Below are 20,288 nucleotides of genomic sequence, written 5' to 3' on the forward strand. Positions count from 1 at the left end.
TAGGCTTGCTTTTGGAATTGAATCCAAATTGTGAACCGCCCCGCATAACAGCTGGTTTATTCTTTATTTAATCGATATGATTAACCCATTGAGGACGACCTCAGCCTGACATGCACCACTTTTCATCGACAGGTATTCACATCGGGGACGGCCCCATCTGCCATCTACACAGAAGAGCCGCTAATATGCTACTAAATCGCTATATCACTACAGTGTTTTCGCCATTATCCATACGCCGCTTTTACAAATATTTCAGTCGGAGTTTATTGGCCATTTTGATGCTACTGCCACTGACCACCAACGCGACACAAGTTGATACCTCATCGAATAGTCCTATAACGCCTCAAGTTCGAGTTGGACTTCACGGCATGCTGTTGTTTGGCAGTGAATATGGTTTATTTGCCTCGCATTTACCGATGTTTCATACCCCACATAATGCTCAAGTCGTGTTGCAGCTAACCTTTGACGATCCTCAAATCAACACTGCAGTAATCAACGGCTTAACGTTATCGGCTGCTAGTGGATATCCAATTTGGACCATAGTGCCGCAACAATTTGACCTATCGATGTTATCTCCTGATCACCCTAGCCATATTGAACATTTAAACGTGGATATTGTTAAAGGCCATTTTGAACGCGGCGGTGAAATACAATGGAAAAACCAAGGGTTAACCGTAAATAAAATAATAATATTCAATGAATTAGATATCCAGTTCGAGCAACAAAAAACCAGCAACAATACTTATCTTAAGGTTAATAATACCCCTGACGATAAAGTGCAGTTTCTTGTTAAACGCCTGACGACTCGACCAGATGCCGATCACATTGTACGCCTCGATAATGTCGGCAATAGCTTACCCGCAGAAATTGTTATTCCTATTGATTCGGCAAACTTATTTAACAATGAAGCCCAACTTCGTGCTGCATTGCCCGACACAACACCTAGAAACACTTCTCTAGTGGCCCCAAACACAAAGCCAAACATCACTCGTCCAATGACTACGGTTTCAAGAGTGTATATAGAGTTGGATGAACTGAAATGATCCACAAAACTATTGCAGTATTTCAGCATCACCCTGCCGAAGGCGTCGGTAGAATGGCACTGTGGGCTAAACAACACATTACCGAACTTGAGTGTTTTTATGCACCAGAATCTTTGCCCGAAAATCTCGATGCTTACCGAGGATTAATTATTTTAGGTGGGCCGATGAATGTGGTGGATAACCCTGTTTGGATGCAAACCGAGTCAAGATTAATTAAACAGGCATTAACTCAACAAGTCCCTTTATTGGCCATTTGTTTGGGCGCGCAGTTATTGGCAATTGAACTTGGTGGCCAAGTCATTGATATGCCTAATCCTGAACTGGGTTGGCATGAGGTAACCTTTGCTGATGGTACGATAATGGCTGTGCCGCAGTGGCATTATCAAGCCATTAACTTACCTGACAGTATTGTGTCGCTAGCTCGTTCAGCACAGTGTAATGTGCAAATGTATCACCACCAACAGGCTATTGGTTTGCAGTTTCATCCTGAATGGAATTCCGCGCAAATAGGGCAACTCGTCAGTCATTTTGGTGATGAGTGCCCTGTAACTAACACACCGCACACTCACGCTATGCAAGATACTCTCGAACCGTTCTTTTTTAAGCTACTTACTGAGCACTTTTGTTGAAAATTAGGTGTAATCTATAGCGCAATATATGGCGCCTAGAACTGCATAAAAATTATCAATGCGCCGTAATGGTTCACAAAAGTATTTGATGAAAGTACCTCCGTAAGTGCTTAACGAAATGGTTTATCTATATGTCTTAGTCTAATAACCAAGCCAAACGCTATCGCTAAAAAATAACCGAAAAAAGTCGCTCTATACTTAGCCCTATGTTTGGGCTAAGTATTGCTCGGCATTATATGACTACAGCATGTTTCACTACTGGATCAGGAGTCCACATGAAACCAATAGTCATAACACCAGTAACCAGCAATACCCTAAATAGCAGCAATGCACCGCAACACAGTTGGCTCAACAAAGTACCTGAAATCACGTTGATTTTTTGGGTCATAAAAATGATGTCGACCACCGTTGGTGAAACCGCAGCAGATTATCTTAGCTTCCATCTTCACGTAGGCATGATTAATACCAGCATCATCATGGGAGTATTTTTACTTTTCGCCTTATGGGTGCAACTTAAACAAAGCCAATATCGCCCAGGTGCATATTGGAGTGTTGTGGTGCTTATCAGTATTTTTGGCACCTTAGTCACCGACATTCTCACAGACAAACTCGATGTGCCTCTACCGGTATCGACAGCGGTGTTTAGCGCATTATTAGCGGCAACATTTGCATACTGGTTCAGTAAAGAACGCACCTTATCCATCCACTCCATTGTCACGCTTAAACGTGAGCTATTTTATTGGTTGGCCATTCTATTTACCTTCGCACTTGGTACTGCTGTGGGCGATTGGGTGTCGGAAGATATGAATGTAGGTTATGGCATGTCGGCAATCGTATTTGGTGGGTTAATTACGCTGATAAGCCTAGCCTTTTATCGCTTCAAGGCGAATGCCGTATTGTGCTTTTGGCTGGCTTATATATTAACTCGTCCACTCGGTGCATCTATCGGCGACTTACTGTCACAACCCATTCGTAAAGGCGGCCTAGGGTTTGGCACCACCAGCACCAGCATTGTGTTTTTAGTGATTATTATTGCACTTGTGGCATACCTATCCGTTCGCGCCAAACAGCAAAAAAGCCAATAATCTATCAACATAAGTGAGCATCGATATGGACACACTACAAAAGCAGGCGCTGACTAAAGTGCCACAAGTCACCTTAATATTTTGGTTGGTAAAAATACTGGCCACCACCTTAGGCGAAACGGCAGGTGATGCGTTATCGATGTCGCTTAACCTCGGCTATTTAGTTAGCTCAGTTATTTTTATCGGTTTATTCGCGATAGCGGTAGCAATACAAATTCGCAGTAAACAGTATTCTTCGAGTATTTATTGGGCCACTATTATTGCTACAACGACGGCTGGCACAACGATGGCTGACTTTGCCGACCGCTCACTAGGCATAGGTTATACCGGCGGCACATTGCTACTAGTGAGCTTGTTGTGTATGTCATTTTCAATTTGGTACGTCAGTGCAGGTAGCCTGTCGAATCAGTCGATAAACAATACCAAAACCGAATGTTTTTATTGGGTGACGATTTTACTGTCACAAACCTTAGGTACAGCGCTAGGCGACTGGACAGTAGACAGTGCTGGCCTTGGTTATGATGTCAGTGCGTTAATCTTTGGTAGCCTGTTATTAGTGTTATTAGCTGCCTATTTTTGGAGCTCTATATCTCGCACTCTGTTGTTTTGGTTAAGCTTTATTTTAACCAGACCTTTAGGTGCAGCGGTAGGTGACTTTTTAGATAAACCCATTAGTCATGGTGGATTAGAATTTAGTCGCTTTAGTGCGTCGGCCGCATTACTCTTTGGTATGGTGTTGTGTTTAATGCTATTTAAGCAGCAAGCCGCGACAACACATCATTAATCAAGACTTTTCATTTTGTGTCATTATGTCCGATTGAGGTGCTATGCGTATTTTATTAGTAGAAGACGATAAAATGATTGGCGATGCCATGCAAAGCGCCTTAAAAGATGTCGCCTATGCGGTCGATTGGATATGCGACGGCGAAGCGGCCTTACACAGTTTACGTTGCCAGCAATATGATGTGGTGTTGCTCGACCTTGGCTTACCGAAACTGGATGGTTTGCAAGTAATGCAATATATTCGAGCTCAGCATCCCGCACTGGCGGTGATCATTATTACCGCCAGAGACAGCCTAGAAGACCGAGTCAAAGGGCTCGATTTAGGTGCCGATGATTATCTCGTTAAGCCCTTCGATATAACCGAACTACTGGCACGCATTCGTGCAGTAACAAGGCGCAATGCCAACCAACATACATCAGAATTAACCAATAATATTGTTTGGCTAAATCCAGCCACACATGAAGCCAAAACCCTCACTCAAGATAATATTTTACTGTCTAACCGCGAGTTCGCCCTACTGCAAACATTGCTTATTCGACCCGGTTCGATTCATTCAAAAAGTGATTTAGAAGAACGAATTTATGGCTGGGGTGAAGAGGTAGAAAGTAATACTGTAGAGTTTTTAATTCATTGTTTGCGTAAAAAATTGGGTACAGAAACCATTAAAAATGTCAGAGGTGTAGGATGGATGGTGTCAAAAAACGCCCCAGTAATTCGTTAAAAACACGCTTATCTTATTGGATTTCAGCAGCCATTTTGTCTGTTGCGATAATAGCAGCCAGCTTTACCTTTAGCAGTGCCTTTGAAGAAGCCCATGAGCTCCAAGATGATGTATTGCAACAAATGGCCGTGCTGTTTGACCATTACTCGCTTACGCTAAACGACGGAACACTCACCCCGTTAAGCCAAGATCAGTTGGAGTTTCAGGTTTCAGTGCAGTTATTGGGTAGTAACTCAGCAAGCAATGCCTTAGCCCAAAATACCCTAGCCTTGCCGAACAATTTAACCGATGGATTTCATACGGTTAATTTAGCCACCCAATCTTGGCGAGTGTTTGTACGCACCTTGTCATCCACTCAACGTATCGCCATCGCCCAAGATACTGCTATTCGTGACGATATTGCGTTTGAAACCGCGCTGCACACTCTGATGCCATTGTTAGTATTAATTCCAATTTTACTGTTATTACTGGGGTATATTTTAGGCAAAATTCTTGGCCCGATTAGTATTTTAGCCCACGAAGTTGACCGTCAAACTGAGCACGACCTACAGCTAATTCCCACCACTCAATTACCGAGTGAAATAGTGCCCTTTGTTGAGGCAATTAATCGTTTACTCAGCAAAAATAGCCAGGTTATTGCTAGCCAAAAGCGCTTTATTGCCGATGCTGCTCATGAATTAAGATCGCCCATAACTGCACTGTCGTTACAGGCACAACGTCTTCAGCAGACAGAGTTAACGGACGATGCGCGCCAGAAGCTTAATGCACTACAAGCTGGAATAGGTCGCAGTATTCATCTACTAGAACAACTATTGTCGATGGCGCGTCAACAAGATAACAGCGTCCAACAACCTCAAAAAATATCGTTAAAAATGGTGTTCGTTGAGGTGATTGAAGATCTGTACCCACTTGCAGAAGCGAAAGAGATTGATTTGGGCTTTAGCCAAGATAACGACGCCGAACTCAATGCTAATCCCGTTCGTTTAAAAACCTTAATTCACAACCTTATCGACAATGCGATTCGCTACACCCCAAATGGCGGTAAAATTGATTTAAGCATTACTAAAACAGATCAATACATTGAGATGACCATCAAAGACACTGGTCCTGGTATCGCCACAGATGAAGCTCAAAAAGTGTTTGAACCCTTTTATCGAGTCTTGGGCAGTAACGAATATGGCTCAGGTTTAGGATTAGCGATTGTGGCGAGTATTGTGCAGCAAATGGACGCAAAAATTAGCTTAGCGCCAACCGATGCCGTCAATAACTGCGGGCTTTGTATTACAGTGCAGTTTGCTCTTTAACAGGATTGAGGTGCCGTTTAATCACGCCTGTTATACCGCATCAACTTATGCTGATGCGGCATCAACAAAGGTCAACTTAGCCTTGATCTCCCTCGCATAAATTACGCCCTGCGGCATAACAGCTTGGCTGACGTGGGCACACTGCTCCACGCGAGCAAATTAGCTGTGCATCTTTTTTAATCCCACGCTCAATCCAGTTAATATTAAGGATTTTCGCCACACTGATGAGATCCTTTTGGATATGTTTGGGGATAATGATTGAGCCGCCGCCCGTTGAGCAAGCTTGTTTTAATTCATGTGCAATCGACTGCGCATCTTTGCCTTGCGCTTCAATCGCCGGATTTAAATCAATACCCGCACATAACACATGCGGATTACCTGCCGAGTCATCAACCTTAATCGATTCACAGCAATAAATACGCGGTTCATTACCGACATTTAAAATTGATATTTGCGCAGACGTGCCTGCTACTGGCTCGTTAATCATTCTAAACACAGCCCAGTGCTGACAAGGATCCTCTACCAGGCGCATGTTACCCCAAGGCAAAGGAATGCCATTACCACGATAAACCGCTTTTAGCTTACCCGGTGCGTAGGCATCAAAGTAATGCCAGTGCGGATAAGGCGACACTACCGTCATGCGGCGCATAGCAACAGACGCTGACACTTGCAGTTGTTTATGCACGCTAATCTCATAGCCATGTCGGTCAAGTAACTGCCGATACGGCACTTTAGGACACAGCAAAGCACCCGCAAAAAAGCTTGATTCAAAATCACGCCACGCATGCAAAATATCTTGTGCATTCAAGGTGTTTGACTGAGGGACCAGCGCATCATCAAAATCATCACGGCGACCAGACATCATCACACTTTTTAAGCCGTCTTTATTGTGCAACACACAATGACCTATGTGCACGGCCAAGTCATATCTCAATCTGCTGGGTCTATTTTTCAGAATATTACTGATATAAATGGTTCCCGGTGGCTCAAAAAATGAGGTAACCAACTGCTTAGAACTCAAGCCCATTTCGTTGATAACTTCTTTAGGCGCACGGTCGATCCATTTAATTTTTAAGCCCATGCCTTTGGCAATATCGATAATATCTTCGGTGGCAAGCGGCATACGTTTTAAGCCGACTTCTTCGGCGGCACGCTCTAAATCAGGAAAATGGTTTTGATGATGCTCTTGGTGCGCGCGGATCAGTAAATGAGCAAATTGGCGGCCACTGGTGCCAGTTTGCGACAACATTTCAGGAATGGCAATTTGCAAAATGTCATTGGAGAACAAAAAACTCGGCTCTAGCGGCATACCACTAATGCCGCCTTTATTGCCTTTTTCAGGCGTAATCGCTTCATCTTCTGGCACATCATCAAGAAACCATTCCACTTCTTTTTGAAAAACCACTGCAATTACCGCCAACATATCAGCGCTTGGAACACGTTTTCCGCGCTCGATCATTGATAAGTATGACACTGACGGCGAGTTACCTGAGTCAACACGCATACAACGAGCAGACAAGTCTTCCATGGTTAAGTTATTGCGTTTACGCAAGTTTCTTATCTTTGTGCCCAAAAAATGGGTCTTTCGCATTAAGCTTTTATCATTTCTCATTTTGTATAATTCACACTGTAAAATTTTTATTGTGAAATTGTTTGTAAAAATAGCATAGACTAAAAATCAAGCTGCGAACAAGGCTTAATGATAAACAATACTGAAAAAGGTTTTGTGACCTACAACAATACGAAGAGGAATAAGGCGATGAATATGTCTACTCAAGCAAGCGCAACAGCCACCCAAAACCTTAACCGCTTCATTGGTGAGCAATTTGTGGCAACGACGAATCAACAGGATCGTACCACGAACGCCAAAGACTTTTTGGATGCACAATTTCCATTAACTGAAGGCTCGCACCAAGATGTCAGCAGCTATGTAGTTTACTACACTCACTTATTGGCATTTTTAAAAGACGGCTCTCAGTGTGGTTTACAAAATCCATGTCAATTTGTGGCATTGACGGGTCACAAAAGTGAACCAACATCTGTTGTATTAAAGAATAATGATACCCATGTTGAGATTTGTTTCGACCGCCAAGGACAAATGGGTACCACAGACCAGGCTAATATTGAAGACATTCAAGTTGCGATTCCAATTAAGAATTTGCCGACGCCATACAAGCAATGGATTAGCTTAATCCACACAGGCTGCCAGCCAACTGAAGGCAACTGTAAAGTGTTTACCGCTAAAGATGGTAGCGACTACGCGTTACATCAGCGTTAATGGCTTATCGCGATTACACTGCGAACGTTTAGCAAAAAAGGCTTGTCCCATTAATAATGCGACAAGCCTTTTTGTTACTTAACCATTTTGCTGCGTAGCATCCAATAATGCCGACACGCGTTTATGCCGCCATACTGAGATAATGAGATACTGAGATTATGGCCAAAAGAAGCGTGATGTTTGTGAGATATCATTAGCAGGTTCTGTTGGCGTTGGATTTTCCAAGCTTTGAATTTGGGTCACTTTAAATTGCACTGTTTGTTGGGTGCTATCACTCGTGCGGTTACTCAGGCGGCCACTGAGGGTCAACGGATAATCCAGTTGTTCTGCAGGTTTTATCGCAATCAAACTGTCGGTGACTATTTGCAATGTTTGCTTTTGGGGATCGTCATTGCTGATACTGATTTGATAAAAAGCCATTTGTTGAGTTTTATTGCGAATTTTAAGTTGATAACTGTTTTCAACTTTATCGATACCCACTTGACGATACAAGGTTTGGCGGTCGCGGATTACATTGAGCTGTATATGACTTAAGTGACTTAAATCGCTAATAATCAGCACAATCATGATCAGTAATGCACTGGCGTAACCAAGCGATTTTAGCGACAACAGGCTGGCTTTTGGTTGTCCTTTTAAGGCATTTTCGCTGGTAAAGCTGATTAAATTGGGTGCATAGCCAAACTTTTCCATGGTTTGATTACATGCATCAACACAGGCACCGCAGTTAATACATTCGTATTGCAAGCCATTACGAATATCAATCCCAGTGGGGCAAACGTCAACACACAAATTACAATCTACACAGTCACCTAGTTCCGTTTTTTGTGAGCGCTTACGTGGCCCACGAGATTCCCCTCTATCAGCATCATAGCTCACTGTTTTAGTGTTGGCGTCAAACATCACCGCTTGAAAACGCGAGTAAGGACAGCAATGCAAACACATCATTTCACGCATCCAGCCGGCATTTAAATAAGTGCATATGGCAAAAAACCACACCCAGGTGCCAGTCCAAAAACCACTACTCATGCTAAAAATATCAACATACAACTCGCGTGCAGGCATAAAATAACCAATAAACCCGCAGCCAGTTAGCAAGGCAAACACCATCCACACCGCATGCTTCGTCACTCGTTTACGCACTTTACTCAGTGACCATGGTGCTTTGTCTAATGCCGCTCGATGATGATGATTGCCCTCTACCTTGGCTTCTACCCACATATATATAAAAGTCCACGCGGTTTGCGGACACAAAAAACCACACCAAACTCGGCCCCAGTAAACCGTGACAAAAAACAATGCAAAAGCCGCGGCCATAAAAAACCACGCTAAAACGGTAAAATCTTGTGGCCACAGGGTGATATTGAAGAAAAAGAATTGCTGTTCGGTGACATCAAACAGAATGGCTTGCCGGCCTTGGTAATTGATAAATGGGATCATGAAAAAAATCGCAATCAGTAACGTATTACTGTGCTGACGCAGCCGTTGAAATACACCCTTCTGTTCTCGAACCTGAATTTTTGTCGACGGCGTAGCAATTTGCACCACTGGAATCCGTTGTGAAACGGCAGCTTTATCAACTGGCACAGTCGCTGCCGGAGTTTGAGATGATGATTTGGGCATAAATGTATTCCTATAACACAATATTGCCCTGTTATAGCAAAGACTAAGCCAACTTAGATATAATTGTAATTATTTGATTTAAAAAGATTAAAATAAAATACTTATAGAATAATGTCACGATATATCACTTTTTACACGATATATCGCGATCTAATAAAACCAATCATAAAAATTAGCGCGTAATGGCTAATTTTTTCATCCGAGATCGTAAAGTGCTCGCCGGCATCTCTAGCATTGCAGCTGCGCCATACGGACCAGAGATACGCCAGTGACTAGCATTTAATACCGCAATGATATGCGCAGCTTCGGCTTGTGCCATGGTTAACGTGCGGGTAGCTAACGGAGTGGCAACCGCTACAGGTAAAGTATTAAACAATAAATGGCCGCTTTGCGATAAAATCATTTCCCGCTCAATCAAGTTTTGCAGCTCACGCACGTTACCAGGCCAAGCATATTGCTGTAAATTCTTCAGCCCTTTGGCGCTCACTTTAGTGATTTTTTTACCGAGCTTTTTACTCATTGATTCGACTAAATCACTGACCAAAGGTGGAATATCTTCGCGGCGTTCTCGTAAAGGAGGCACGGTAATTGGAAATACGTTCAAGCGGTAATATAAGTCCATGCGAAACAAGCCTTGCTCCACTCGCGCGGCTAAATCGTGATGGGTGGCAGCAACTAAGCGAATGTTGACCTTAATGGTTTCACTACTGCCAACGCGCTCGAAGCTTTGCTCTTGGATCACCCGTAGCAATTTAGATTGTGCCGATAAACTCAGCTCGGCAATTTCATCTAAAAATAAGGTGCCATTATGGGCTAATTCAAATCGGCCTTTGCGACGTGTTATGGCGCCAGTAAATGCGCCTTTTTCATGACCAAACAGCTCACTTTCTAGCAATGCCGTCGAAAATGCGGCGCAGTTAACACTCACCATTGGTTGGTCTTTGCGATGACTTAATCGGTGTAAGTTACGCGCAACTAACTCTTTGCCGGTGCCATTTTCACCACAAATGAGTACGGTACTGTCAGTATTGGCTACTAAGTGGATCTGTTGCATGAGTTGATTGATAGGTTGGCTATTACCCGATATTCCTGACGCGCCTTGCTGACCTTGTAGCTCAGTGAGTAAATATTGATTTTCTGATGCTAACCGTTCTGACAAGGCCTGCACTTGTGCCAATGCTTGTCTCAATGATTGCTCGGTATGTTTTTGCATGCTTACATCACGAAATATCGCGATAACACCGACGAGTTTTTGCTGATCATATACTGGGGTTGAGCTGTAATACACCGGAAAACTGCTGCCATCTTTACGCCAAAATACATCTTCGTTCACTTGCCGAGGAATAGCATCTTGTAAGGTGCGATAAATGGGGCAGTCATGTTGAGGATAATGACTACCATCTGCATGACTATGATGATGGCAGTCGTGAATATTTCGGCCAATTAATTCGGCACTTTTCCAGCCTGTCATTTGCTCTGCTGCGGGGTTAATGAACACCGCATTACCGGCTAAATCAAAACCATACACGCCCTCTGTCATGGCATTAAGCAACAGAGTATTTTTAGGCAAAAAATGATCGGAGCCAATATATTCAGGGGTTGTAGAGTCAGTCATAGCCAATCTTAAGGTTACTAGTACATAGACTCATTATAACCATTGTAAAACATAAGTCGCGAAATATCGCGACTTCGCTTAACCATAATGACTTGTTATCGTGATTCCCATGAATCATCAAAATAATAAGCTGATTTAAGCCTTTTTTACGTTAACGTCGAATTTCAATGTCGCCAGCTCACAAATCTAGTAGCCTCGGTTGTCTATATTAGCGAGCGGTATTCTGCGACTTTTGCATTTGTGTCATGTCGACCATCATCTGGCTGGCGATTGAAAAAATACAGTAACCTAAAAAATAATAGAAACCGATTTCAAACTGAGATTGAGTCTTAAGCATGTCGCCCATTCCAGCTGACGCATTACCTGCCATGTAAGTCACAATAATTGCGACCACAAACACATCGGCCATAGACCATTTGCCGATACCACTGATCATTTTGCTCAATCTTTGCTTAATTAAGGGTGGCACTGGCAGCAGTAATATGAGCATGGTGATTAACTTAACGGCAGGGATCACAATACTGAATAACCCGACCAACATGGCAACGACGAAATGATGTGATTGGTATAGTGCTGAAATGGTATCAATGATACTGCGGCTATTACGAAAAACCTCTACTTCACCTTCTAGCGTATCTAGCCCTAACATACTGGCGGCAATATCCAATATTCCACGGGTATTAGCACGAGAGTCTTCCGTTAAATCTTGGATTAACATATCCTTACCCGTATCCACTAACTGCGACTTTTCAATGGTGCCTGTTATCGTTAACATCGGTTCTGTCACGCCGGGAATAAGCAGGATTAACGATATCAGTACTAAACTGATGGATACATACATTTTCATGAACACCTCGTTTGCTGATGTATACCGAAACAAATAGTCGCATTAAGCTGTGATGATGCTGTATTTTGATTCTTGTAGGTTATGATGCCATATTACGTAGACCATTAACCACTACGCGGCACTCTTGCTACACTCTTAATAATGAGGCCAATACATGCCAATAAATCCATTTACGACATGTTTGTTGTGTTTAACGTATTTTTTTTCAGCGGCAGTGACTGCGGCTACTTTGACGATTAATGTTACCGATGCGCAAGGCGTGATGCTAAGCGATAGCGTGGTAGAGTTAATTTCTATGTCACCATCTAATACAACGCCATCGACCTTAGCTCCTTACCAAATGCGCCAACAAAATCGAGTGTTCTCACCTTTTGTATTGGCAGTGCCGCAAGGTGCCAAGGTTGATTTTCCTAATTTAGATCGCACTCGGCACCATGTTTATTCATTTTCTGAAGCCAAACAATTTGAGTTAAAATTGTATGTAGGCACAACTGAAGACCCGATTACATTTGATAAACCTGGTTTAGTTGCCATAGGCTGCAATATTCATGATTACATGCAGGCCTTTATTTATGTGGCCAGCAGTCCTTATTTTTCGGTGAGTGATACACAAGGTAAACTCCAATTAACAGATTTACCTGCAGGCGAATACCAGGTCAACATTTGGCATCCTTGGCAAATAACGGCAACAGCTTCATCTTTGGTCATTGTAAGCAATGACGATAATCAGTTAACGTTTAGCATTGATGTTGAACACCAAGATAAACCATCGTCGCCACCTAGCGGCTTTGGTAGTTACCCTCAAGCAAGCGATGTCACGGGATAGCATGCCTACTAGTTTTCGCAACCGGCTGATAATAGCTTTCCTATTAATACTGACCTTAATGCAGTTAACCACTGCCTTGTTTGTATTAAGCGCAACTCAGCGAGATTTTCGCCAACAGCAAACTCAAAACCTTAATATTGGTTCCAATATTTTTGTCGAAATGTTATCGAACCGAAGCGATCAGCTAAATCAAAGTTTGTCGTTACTCAGTGCGGACTTTGGTTTTAAACGCGCCGTTGCCACTGGCGAGCAAGATACAATATCGTCAGTGTTAGCCAACCATGGCAGGCGCATTAATGCTGACGCTGCTATTTTATTATCTCCACAGGGAAAACTACTGTCATCAAGCTTGCAAGGGCTCACTGCAGCTAATGTAGATGAGTTATTTGCATTAACCAAGAATCGCTCAACCACGTTCGAAATTTTCAATTATGACCACAGTAGTTACCAATTTGTGTTGCAACCCGTCAAAGCGCCAACATTAATAGCGTGGGTCGGCATGGGCTTCACTATGGACAAGAATGTCGCAGACCAAGCCAAAACCATTACCGGAATTGATATCAGTTTTATCAACCAGTCCGCTGGCAGAATTGAAATTGTCTCGACCCTAGCCCAAGCTCAACAACAAGATGTTTTAGCGCGTATTAACCTATTAGCAAAAACAGTGGATAAGGTCAGCGATGACATACCATCAAACTACTTATCGACCACCATTGCGTTAGATAAAAATAGTGGTCATCAGTGGGCGGTACTACATCAATCAAATGTTAAGTGGCAGCAAAATTACGATGCCCTGCGCAATAACATGTTAATTATATTCGCGATAACGTGTTTACTGGCGTTTATGATTGCCGCTTGGTTTTCTGGCGGCTTAACGAAACCCATTTATGCATTAGTTAATTTTGCTCGCAAAGTCGGCCAAGGTGAAAACCCTCCGCCGATTAAAGGTGCACCCGCTGAGTTACAAGTATTAGCCAACACCTTATCGATAATGCGTGAAAATATTGAATCGCGCGAAAACGATTTAGTTTATCAATCACAACACGATAACCTCACGGGTTTATATAATCGCTTGGCCGCTAAACAACAACTCAGCCTGCTGCTGAGTAAAATGCATGGCAGTTTAGTGATGATAGACATTAAAAACTTTCGCCATTTAAATAACATCATTGGATTTGCCAATGCCGACGATTTATTGGTGTTGTTTGCCAGCCGTTTAGAAAGCTTATCCCCAACGGCCCAACTAATATCGCGCTTGGATGGCGACTCGTTTTTGTTGCTATTCCAACCGAGTATTCCGCTTGAAAAGCTTGATAACTATCTACGACAATTAACTAATCCATTTTCCATTCAGGGCTCAAAAATAAGTGTCAATGTGCGGGTAGGGATTGTTGATTTATCCAGTGACTATGACTGTAATGATATTGATACTTTAATTCGCCATGCTGAAATTGCATTAAATCAAGCCCGAGTGGAATCCCTAGGCATAGCCACTTATCAACAAGGTGAAGATGAACGCTATTTACGTGAATTAATGATTATCCGTGATTTACCGATTGCCTTAGCACAAGGGCAGTTGCATTTGGTGTTTCAACCTAAAGTGAATATTCAGAGCAATCATTGCCATGGCGCAGAAACCCTGATCCGCTGGCAGCATCCTGAACTGGGGTTTATCCCGCCGGATGAGTTCATTCGTTTAGCGGAAAACTCAGGTAATATCTCGATGATCAGCGACTGGGTATTAAATACCACCATTAAGCAGCTAGCCAAATGGCAGCAACAAGGTATTTCGCTGACGGTGGCGATTAATTTATCTGCCCATGATCTCACTAATCCTCAGCTGCCGTTAGACATTGAACAGTTACTGATTAGCAATAATTTACCGATTAACGCTCTGTCGATAGAGGTGACCGAAGGTGCTGTGATGAAAGATGCACAAACGGTGATTGCTGTTTTACAGCAGTTTAGAAATATCGGCTTAGCCATTGCCATCGACGACTTTGGTACCGGGCACTCTTCATTAGCTTACTTAAAGTTACTGCCCGTTAATGAAGTGAAGATTGATCGCAGTTTTATTAAAGATATTCATACCGATGCAACTGATTTAATGATTGTGGATAGCAGCATTCGATTAATTAAAGGGCTTAATTTATCCGTCGTGGCTGAAGGGGTAGAATCTGAAGAAGGCATCAATATTTTGCGCGAACTTAATTGCGATATAATTCAAGGTTATGTGTATTCAAAACCGCTTAACGCAGATGATTTTATTGTGTGGTTCCAGCAATTTAATCAATCTAACAATCAGCCCCCCAGTTAAGGATACGCTACGTTAATGTATCAACTAATGTGCATTCTATTATCGGTGCTATTAAGCCTCATCAGTGCTTCTGCTCACGCTGAGACAAGTAAAGTAATCGCTACTGGTGGCGCCACAACTATTGAGGGTAGTGCTGGCGGAGGAATAGTGTCTTGGGCAGTCATTAATGGTTATGCAAGCTCAGACCAATGGTCTTTCACAGCAATGAATACTGCCGTCTATGTTGACGATTTTACCTTACATTCTATTGGCGCATCCTTAAGCATTGATAACCGCTTTGAACTCAGTATGGCTAAGCAAACTTTTGATCTAGACACCCTAGGCGGCAAACTGGGCCAAGATATTGTTAGCGTAAAATACAAACTAGCCGGTGAAGTGCTATACACCGCCATGCCACAAATTAGCTTAGGGCTACAATATAAACGGGTGGACGACTTTGCATTACCGCAAGCTGTTGGGGCAAGGGATGACTGGGGAGTTGATATCTATTTAGCTGCCAGTAAAGTCTATTTTGATGCCATTGCTGGCCGTAATCTGGTGACTAACTTAACCCTCAGAGCAACCAAAGCTAACCAAACTGGTTTGCTTGGTTTTGGTACTGCGACGAACAACGATTACCAACTGCAAGCTGAAGCCTCTATTGCAGTGTTATTAACCGATAATATTGCACTGGGTTATGAATACAAACAAAAGCCTGATCAACTTGGTTTTGCAGAAGAAAATGATTGGCAGGATATTTTTATGGCTTGGTTTGTTAATAAACACCTTTCTGTTGTAGGCGCTTATGTTGATTTAGGCAGCATTGCCGGATTTGAGCAACAGCAAGGGTGGTATTTATCTGTAGAGGGAACGCTGTAATGGTTAATATTATTAAACATCATATCGTCGTTTTGGGCGCATTGTTATTCCTGTCTGTTGCCTGTGCAAGCCAACCCACAACTCTATATCAGCAACTGGGAGGAGATAAAGGCGTCAGTATGATTACCGATGACTTTCTAGCCCATTTATCCCAAGACAAACGCATTCTGCATCATTTTGAACAAACTGATATTCAGATTTTCCGCCAACGGCTTATTGAGCATTTATGTGTAATCAGTGGCGGTGAATGCGTGTACCAAGGTGCATCCATGTTTGATGCACATATTGGATTACACATTAGCCAAGCTGACTTTGATGCCGTTGTGGGTCATTTAATCGAAGCACTTAAACAACAGCATATCCCACTAGCAACCCGCAATGCATTACTGGCTAAATTAGCACCACTGTATCAAGATATTATCGAACATTAGTTGTGCAACCGTTTATGATGATAACCGATTAGTAAAACTGGCTGGGATCGACATCAAGCATACTTGGTGATACGCCACGTTCAATATGCAATTCCGATTTAAGCAAATCAACCATAGTCACTTCAGTGTAGCGCTTATGTTTAATCGAATAAAAACACTTAACAATAGGATGCAACGCATCACGCCCTTTAGAGTCCCATACTATTCCGACTCGTTCATCCGATAGCTGCACCAATGAACCGACTGGATATATTCCCACACAGCGAATGAACTCATAAACAAGCTTTTGATCAAGATGAAATGGGGTCAAGCTTATCAGAATTTTAAACGCTGCCGCCGGGCTCATGGCTTCTTTGTAGCAACGCGAAGCAGTTAATGCATCAAAAATATCAACAATACAGCTCATACGCCCATGTTGAGGAATTTGTTCATCTTTTAAACCATTAGGGTAACCACGGCCATCGAGTTTTTCATGATGCATTAAGCACACATCTTTACTCACTTGCGATAAGCCTTTTGTTTCATTCATGATTTCAATTGCATAAAACTGATGCAATTTCATGTGCTCAAATTCTTCTGGGGTTAGCTTACCTGGTTTGTGCAAAATTTCGTTATCGACCTGGATTTTGCCAATATCATGCAAAATCCCCCCCACAGCCATCTGCTTTAGCAGTTCACGATCAAGCTTAAGATGTTTACCAAAAGTCACCAATAAAAAGGCAACATTAATAGAATGTTCAAGCAAATAAGCATCTTTGGTACGCAGTGCAGAAATACACTTAAATGCATCCGCATCGTCCATAACAGACTCAATCATTTTGTCGGCGACATCTTCAAATTGACTGACTTCAATGGCTTTACCGCTGAAGGTTTCCGACATCACTTTTTGAATTAAGCCTTTTGCTTCAGCAAGTAGCTTTTTTGCCTGCACTTGTTGACCATCTCGAGTGACGGTCGCTTTACGTACCAATAAACTGCTAGCAGAGCTCGATTTACCTGCTGTTTTTAGCCCGCAAGTATCTGAAGATCGATCAACATCAACCCACACAAGCAGAATGTTATTTTTTTTCAGCTTTAAAATTGCATCACGATGTTTGATTTGTCCGGGATTACGAATAGCCACCTTACTTTGCTGATGATCTATTGCCGTCACAAACATGCCTAAAGCAAGTTTATCGATGGGGATTTTAATGACATTGCTTGATTCCACAGAATCATTCATTGTAACAATTACTCCGAAAGAGAACTTTAATAACGGGATCTAGCTCACATAATACTAGCTATATTTTGAACTACTTTAGCTCGTTCGCCTACTTCTTTTAGGGAAATATTACCGTATGGTCACATTCCGATTCACGATCTCTGTAAAAATCTCAACGAGAAACAATCAAGCTGTTGTTGATGATATTGAGTAACTTGCTGCCGCATCATTTACAGTACAAAGATGCTGGTAAAGAGTACGCTATATTAGCAATTCAGATCACACGCTTTCATCTTGCCAATTGACACAATTTAATAGGTTTATTAACGTTAACTCTTATGTTGTTATACGAGAGGTATAGATTGGCTGGTCACTTTTTTTCATCACAATTTAGCGAGTTAATTACTAAGCTCGAACAACTTCGCAATGTGCCGATCTGTGACCCTATCGTGCAGTTATCTGTAGAGACTGCTGCGCTGCCATTAATATCTTGGTTAAGCGCTCAAACCATATACCCAAAAATCTATTGGCACGGCCGCGATAGAAACGAAGATGTCGCCGCCATAGGCTCATGCAAAACGTTTTATTTTGCCGACCAAGTTGACGACAATGCCCTAGCGCAAATTTATCAACAGCAACGCAATAAAACCAATCATCAAGATATTCGTTATTATGGCGGTTTAGCGTTTGATCGCACTGTAGAATGTTGGCCTGAGTTTGGTCGTGCGCACTTTATATTACCCAGAATTGAATTACGCCGTAGCGGTAATCACGTCAGAGTATTAGTGAATCTTAATTTTGAAAATGGTGAGCCTGAAGACGAAATACAATCTGCCCTAAATGCTATCGCAATGGTGCAAAAGCCACGTCCTTTGTCGCCGCCGAATAAACTCACATTAATGGGTCGGAGTGATTTACCTAATTTTTCACGTTGGAAAGAGTTAGTTGAACAAGTCACTCAAGCAAATTTTATCAACTCAACACCTAAAGTCGTATTATCACGCCACAGCCAAATAGATGTAGATGACAATATTGACCCGTGGACAGTACTAGCATGTTGGCAAGGCCGTAATCCGAATAGTTTTCAATTTGGATTCCAATTTAGCCCTGAACGCGCATTTATTTCTTGCTCACCAGAACGGTTATATTTACGTCGCCAACAGGAACTGTTTACCGAAGCATTAGCAGGAACAACTGTCCGAGGGCTCAATCCAGAAGAAGATAATGTACTGGCACAGGCATTATTAGATGACATTAAAAATAGCCATGAAAATCAGTTAGTCAGAAAACATATTGTCGATGTGCTCACACCGTTAAGCCAATATGTAGGTGCTGATGAGCAACCTAAAATTTTCAAGCTTAATCATATTCAACATTTGCACCGCGCTATTCGAGCGCAGTTAAAGCCGGGCGTTAGTGATTTTGAATTATTACGCGCACTGCACCCCACTCCCGCAGTGGGTGGATTACCGCGCGAGGCTGCACTGAACTTTATTCGCCAGCGTGAAGGTTACGCTAGAGGTTGGTATGCTGGAGCTTGTGGTTATTTAAATCACCATGAATCAGAGTTTTCAGTCGCAATTAGAAGTGCACTGATAGAGCCGAGAAGAATCAATTTATTTGCTGGCGCAGGCATTGTTGCAGGCTCAGATCCTGAAGCTGAATGGCAAGAACTGGAAAATAAGTTAGCCACAGTTCTGTCTATTTTAATCGACTTTTAATCTTCCTAAGCGAACTAAAACCAATAGCGTTATCCTCGACGAAATCTTTCGCTTGTGCAAAGCACATGCTATTATCTCGCCCCGCGTTTGCCAACACCTTGGTATTGCCTTCAATATGGCCTAACTAATGGATGTGTGTAACGTAAACTCGGCCAATAAACTAAAATAATAATAATCTCTATAACAGACATTAGCTTATCTGTTTAACGGCGGCTAAATAGCCTCGTTAACACCAGTAAATACTGTTAACCAAACTAATAGCGGGTTCCCTCACCCCGCGCTAACCCAATTAAAAAGGCCACAATATGTTGACGTTAACCCAGGCGAAATATCGCCGAGCACTGATGCTATTAGTCAGTTTTCATATCTTAATTATTTGCGCAAGCAACTACCTTGTCCAACTGCCATTTCAGCTGTTTAGCTACCACACCACTTGGGGTGCTTTTAGCTTTCCATTTGTTTACTTAGCAACCGATTTAACCGTGAGAGTGTTTGGTCAGCAAGCCGCTAGAGGCATTATCCTCAAAGCCATGATACCGGCACTTGTAGTGTCGTATTTAGTCGGCGTATTGTTTCATCAAGGTCAATTACAAGCTTTTAGCGCCTTAGCTGAGTGGAATAGTTTTGTATTTCGCATCGCCTTTGCCAGCTTTGTGGCTTACTTAATTGGTCAGCTCATGGATATCACTGTATTTGCAAAATTACGTCAGGCCAAAGCTTGGTGGGTCGCACCTGCTGCATCAACATTAATTGGTAACTTAGTTGATACCTTAGTGTTTTTCAGTGTAGCGTTTTATGCCTCAAACGATGCGTTTATGGCAACACACTGGCCAGAAATAGCCACGGTGGATTACGCCTTTAAGCTGATAGTGAGCCTAGGTTTGTTTTTGCCCGCTTATGGTGTGTTACTAAAAGTGCTGCAAGACAAGATTCTACTTAATGACAGCAACGATAATGACAACGTTGTTATCCAAGTAAGTAAGTGAGCATCATAGTATTTGCGTAAAC

18 protein-coding genes are annotated in these 20,288 nt (G+C 42.4%); 13 read left to right on the forward strand and 5 right to left on the reverse strand.

Going from position 1 to position 20,288, the window contains the following annotated elements; all coding sequences use genetic code 11:
- Nucleotides 1-185: 185 nt before the first annotated feature.
- The 6 genes from CXF88_RS20170 to CXF88_RS20195 all read left to right on the forward strand — a co-directional run bounded on the left by CXF88_RS20170 (nt 186) and on the right by CXF88_RS20195 (nt 5,566).
- Nucleotides 186-1,043 carry a hypothetical protein gene (locus CXF88_RS20170; protein WP_101088570.1) on the forward strand — a complete coding sequence of 286 codons (858 nt, stop codon included), beginning with the start codon at nt 186-188 and terminating at the stop codon, nt 1,041-1,043.
- Nucleotides 1,040-1,672, forward strand: coding sequence for a type 1 glutamine amidotransferase (locus tag CXF88_RS20175; protein ID WP_101088571.1), 633 nt, complete (start codon nt 1,040-1,042; stop codon nt 1,670-1,672). Before CXF88_RS20170 ends, CXF88_RS20175 begins: the two co-directional genes overlap by 4 nt.
- A gap of 275 nt (nt 1,673-1,947) precedes the next feature.
- Nucleotides 1,948-2,757, forward strand: a complete 810-nt coding sequence (locus CXF88_RS20180; RefSeq protein WP_101088572.1) for a hypothetical protein — start codon at nt 1,948-1,950, stop codon at nt 2,755-2,757.
- A 25-nt stretch (nt 2,758-2,782) separates the two neighbouring features.
- Nucleotides 2,783-3,541 carry a hypothetical protein gene (locus CXF88_RS20185; RefSeq protein WP_101088573.1) on the forward strand — a complete coding sequence of 253 codons (759 nt, stop codon included), beginning with the start codon at nt 2,783-2,785 and terminating at the stop codon, nt 3,539-3,541.
- A 43-nt stretch (nt 3,542-3,584) separates the two neighbouring features.
- Nucleotides 3,585-4,262 carry a response regulator transcription factor gene (locus CXF88_RS20190; RefSeq protein ID WP_101088574.1) on the forward strand — a complete coding sequence of 226 codons (678 nt, stop codon included), beginning with the start codon at nt 3,585-3,587 and terminating at the stop codon, nt 4,260-4,262.
- Nucleotides 4,226-5,566, forward strand: a complete 1,341-nt coding sequence (locus CXF88_RS20195; protein WP_101088575.1) for an ATP-binding protein — start codon at nt 4,226-4,228, stop codon at nt 5,564-5,566. Before CXF88_RS20190 ends, CXF88_RS20195 begins: the two co-directional genes overlap by 37 nt.
- Before the next feature lie 76 nt (nt 5,567-5,642).
- Here CXF88_RS20195 and CXF88_RS20200 read toward each other — a convergent pair whose 3' ends face one another.
- Entirely contained in the window at nt 5,643-7,178 is a 1,536-nt protein-coding gene (locus CXF88_RS20200; protein ID WP_101088576.1) for a DUF3612 domain-containing protein, read from the reverse strand.
- A gap of 153 nt (nt 7,179-7,331) precedes the next feature.
- Between CXF88_RS20200 and CXF88_RS20205 the strand changes: the two genes are divergently transcribed.
- Nucleotides 7,332-7,844, forward strand: coding sequence for a hypothetical protein (locus CXF88_RS20205; protein WP_049763561.1), 513 nt, complete (start codon nt 7,332-7,334; stop codon nt 7,842-7,844).
- Nucleotides 7,845-8,000: 156 nt separating this feature from the next.
- Here CXF88_RS20205 and ccoG read toward each other — a convergent pair whose 3' ends face one another.
- From ccoG to CXF88_RS20220, 3 genes are all read right to left on the reverse strand, one after another.
- A complete protein-coding gene (gene ccoG / locus CXF88_RS20210) occupies nt 8,001-9,464 on the reverse strand; it encodes a cytochrome c oxidase accessory protein CcoG (protein WP_101088577.1) in 1,464 nt (487 codons plus the stop codon).
- Between the two features lie 172 nt (nt 9,465-9,636).
- A complete protein-coding gene (locus tag CXF88_RS20215; RefSeq protein WP_101088578.1) occupies nt 9,637-11,079 on the reverse strand; it encodes a sigma 54-interacting transcriptional regulator in 1,443 nt (480 codons plus the stop codon).
- 208 nt (nt 11,080-11,287) lie between these two features.
- Nucleotides 11,288-11,926 (reverse strand): paraquat-inducible protein A, encoded by a 639-nt coding sequence (locus CXF88_RS20220; RefSeq protein ID WP_101088579.1) that lies wholly within the window; start codon nt 11,924-11,926, stop codon nt 11,288-11,290.
- A 154-nt stretch (nt 11,927-12,080) separates the two neighbouring features.
- Here CXF88_RS20220 and CXF88_RS20225 point away from each other — a divergent pair, with 154 nt between their 5' ends.
- From CXF88_RS20225 to CXF88_RS20240, 4 genes are read left to right on the forward strand one after another with little or no spacing between them, the layout of a single operon-like run.
- Nucleotides 12,081-12,752 (forward strand): methylamine utilization protein, encoded by a 672-nt coding sequence (locus CXF88_RS20225; protein ID WP_101088580.1) that lies wholly within the window; start codon nt 12,081-12,083, stop codon nt 12,750-12,752.
- Between the two features lies 1 nt (nt 12,753).
- Nucleotides 12,754-15,069, forward strand: a complete 2,316-nt coding sequence (locus CXF88_RS20230; RefSeq protein ID WP_101088581.1) for a bifunctional diguanylate cyclase/phosphodiesterase — start codon at nt 12,754-12,756, stop codon at nt 15,067-15,069.
- Nucleotides 15,070-15,084: 15 nt separating this feature from the next.
- Entirely contained in the window at nt 15,085-15,927 is an 843-nt protein-coding gene (locus tag CXF88_RS20235; protein WP_101088582.1) for a DUF3034 family protein, read from the forward strand.
- The gene (locus tag CXF88_RS20240) at nt 15,927-16,358 is read left to right on the forward strand and encodes a group 1 truncated hemoglobin (protein WP_101088583.1); all 432 of its coding nucleotides are present in this window, start codon (nt 15,927-15,929) and stop codon (nt 16,356-16,358) included. The genes CXF88_RS20235 and CXF88_RS20240 overlap by 1 nt, the downstream gene beginning before the upstream one ends.
- 28 nt (nt 16,359-16,386) lie before the next feature.
- Here CXF88_RS20240 and CXF88_RS20245 read toward each other — a convergent pair whose 3' ends face one another.
- Nucleotides 16,387-17,580, reverse strand: a complete 1,194-nt coding sequence (locus tag CXF88_RS20245; protein WP_101088584.1) for an HD-GYP domain-containing protein — start codon at nt 17,578-17,580, stop codon at nt 16,387-16,389.
- Between the two features lie 317 nt (nt 17,581-17,897).
- Here CXF88_RS20245 and CXF88_RS20250 point away from each other — a divergent pair, with 317 nt between their 5' ends.
- Together CXF88_RS20250 and CXF88_RS20255 are read left to right on the forward strand one after the other, a co-directional pair.
- On the forward strand, nt 17,898-19,280 hold the full coding sequence (locus tag CXF88_RS20250) for an isochorismate synthase (protein ID WP_101088585.1): 1,383 nt from the start codon (nt 17,898-17,900) through the stop codon (nt 19,278-19,280).
- A 305-nt stretch (nt 19,281-19,585) separates the two neighbouring features.
- Nucleotides 19,586-20,266: a 7-cyano-7-deazaguanine/7-aminomethyl-7-deazaguanine transporter gene (locus CXF88_RS20255; protein ID WP_101088586.1), complete on the forward strand. Its 681-nt coding sequence runs from the start codon at nt 19,586-19,588 to the stop codon at nt 20,264-20,266.
- Nucleotides 20,267-20,288 lie beyond the last annotated feature (22 nt).

The organism is Shewanella sp. ALD9, assembly GCF_002836315.1.
Lineage (GTDB): Bacteria > Pseudomonadota > Gammaproteobacteria > Enterobacterales > Shewanellaceae > Shewanella.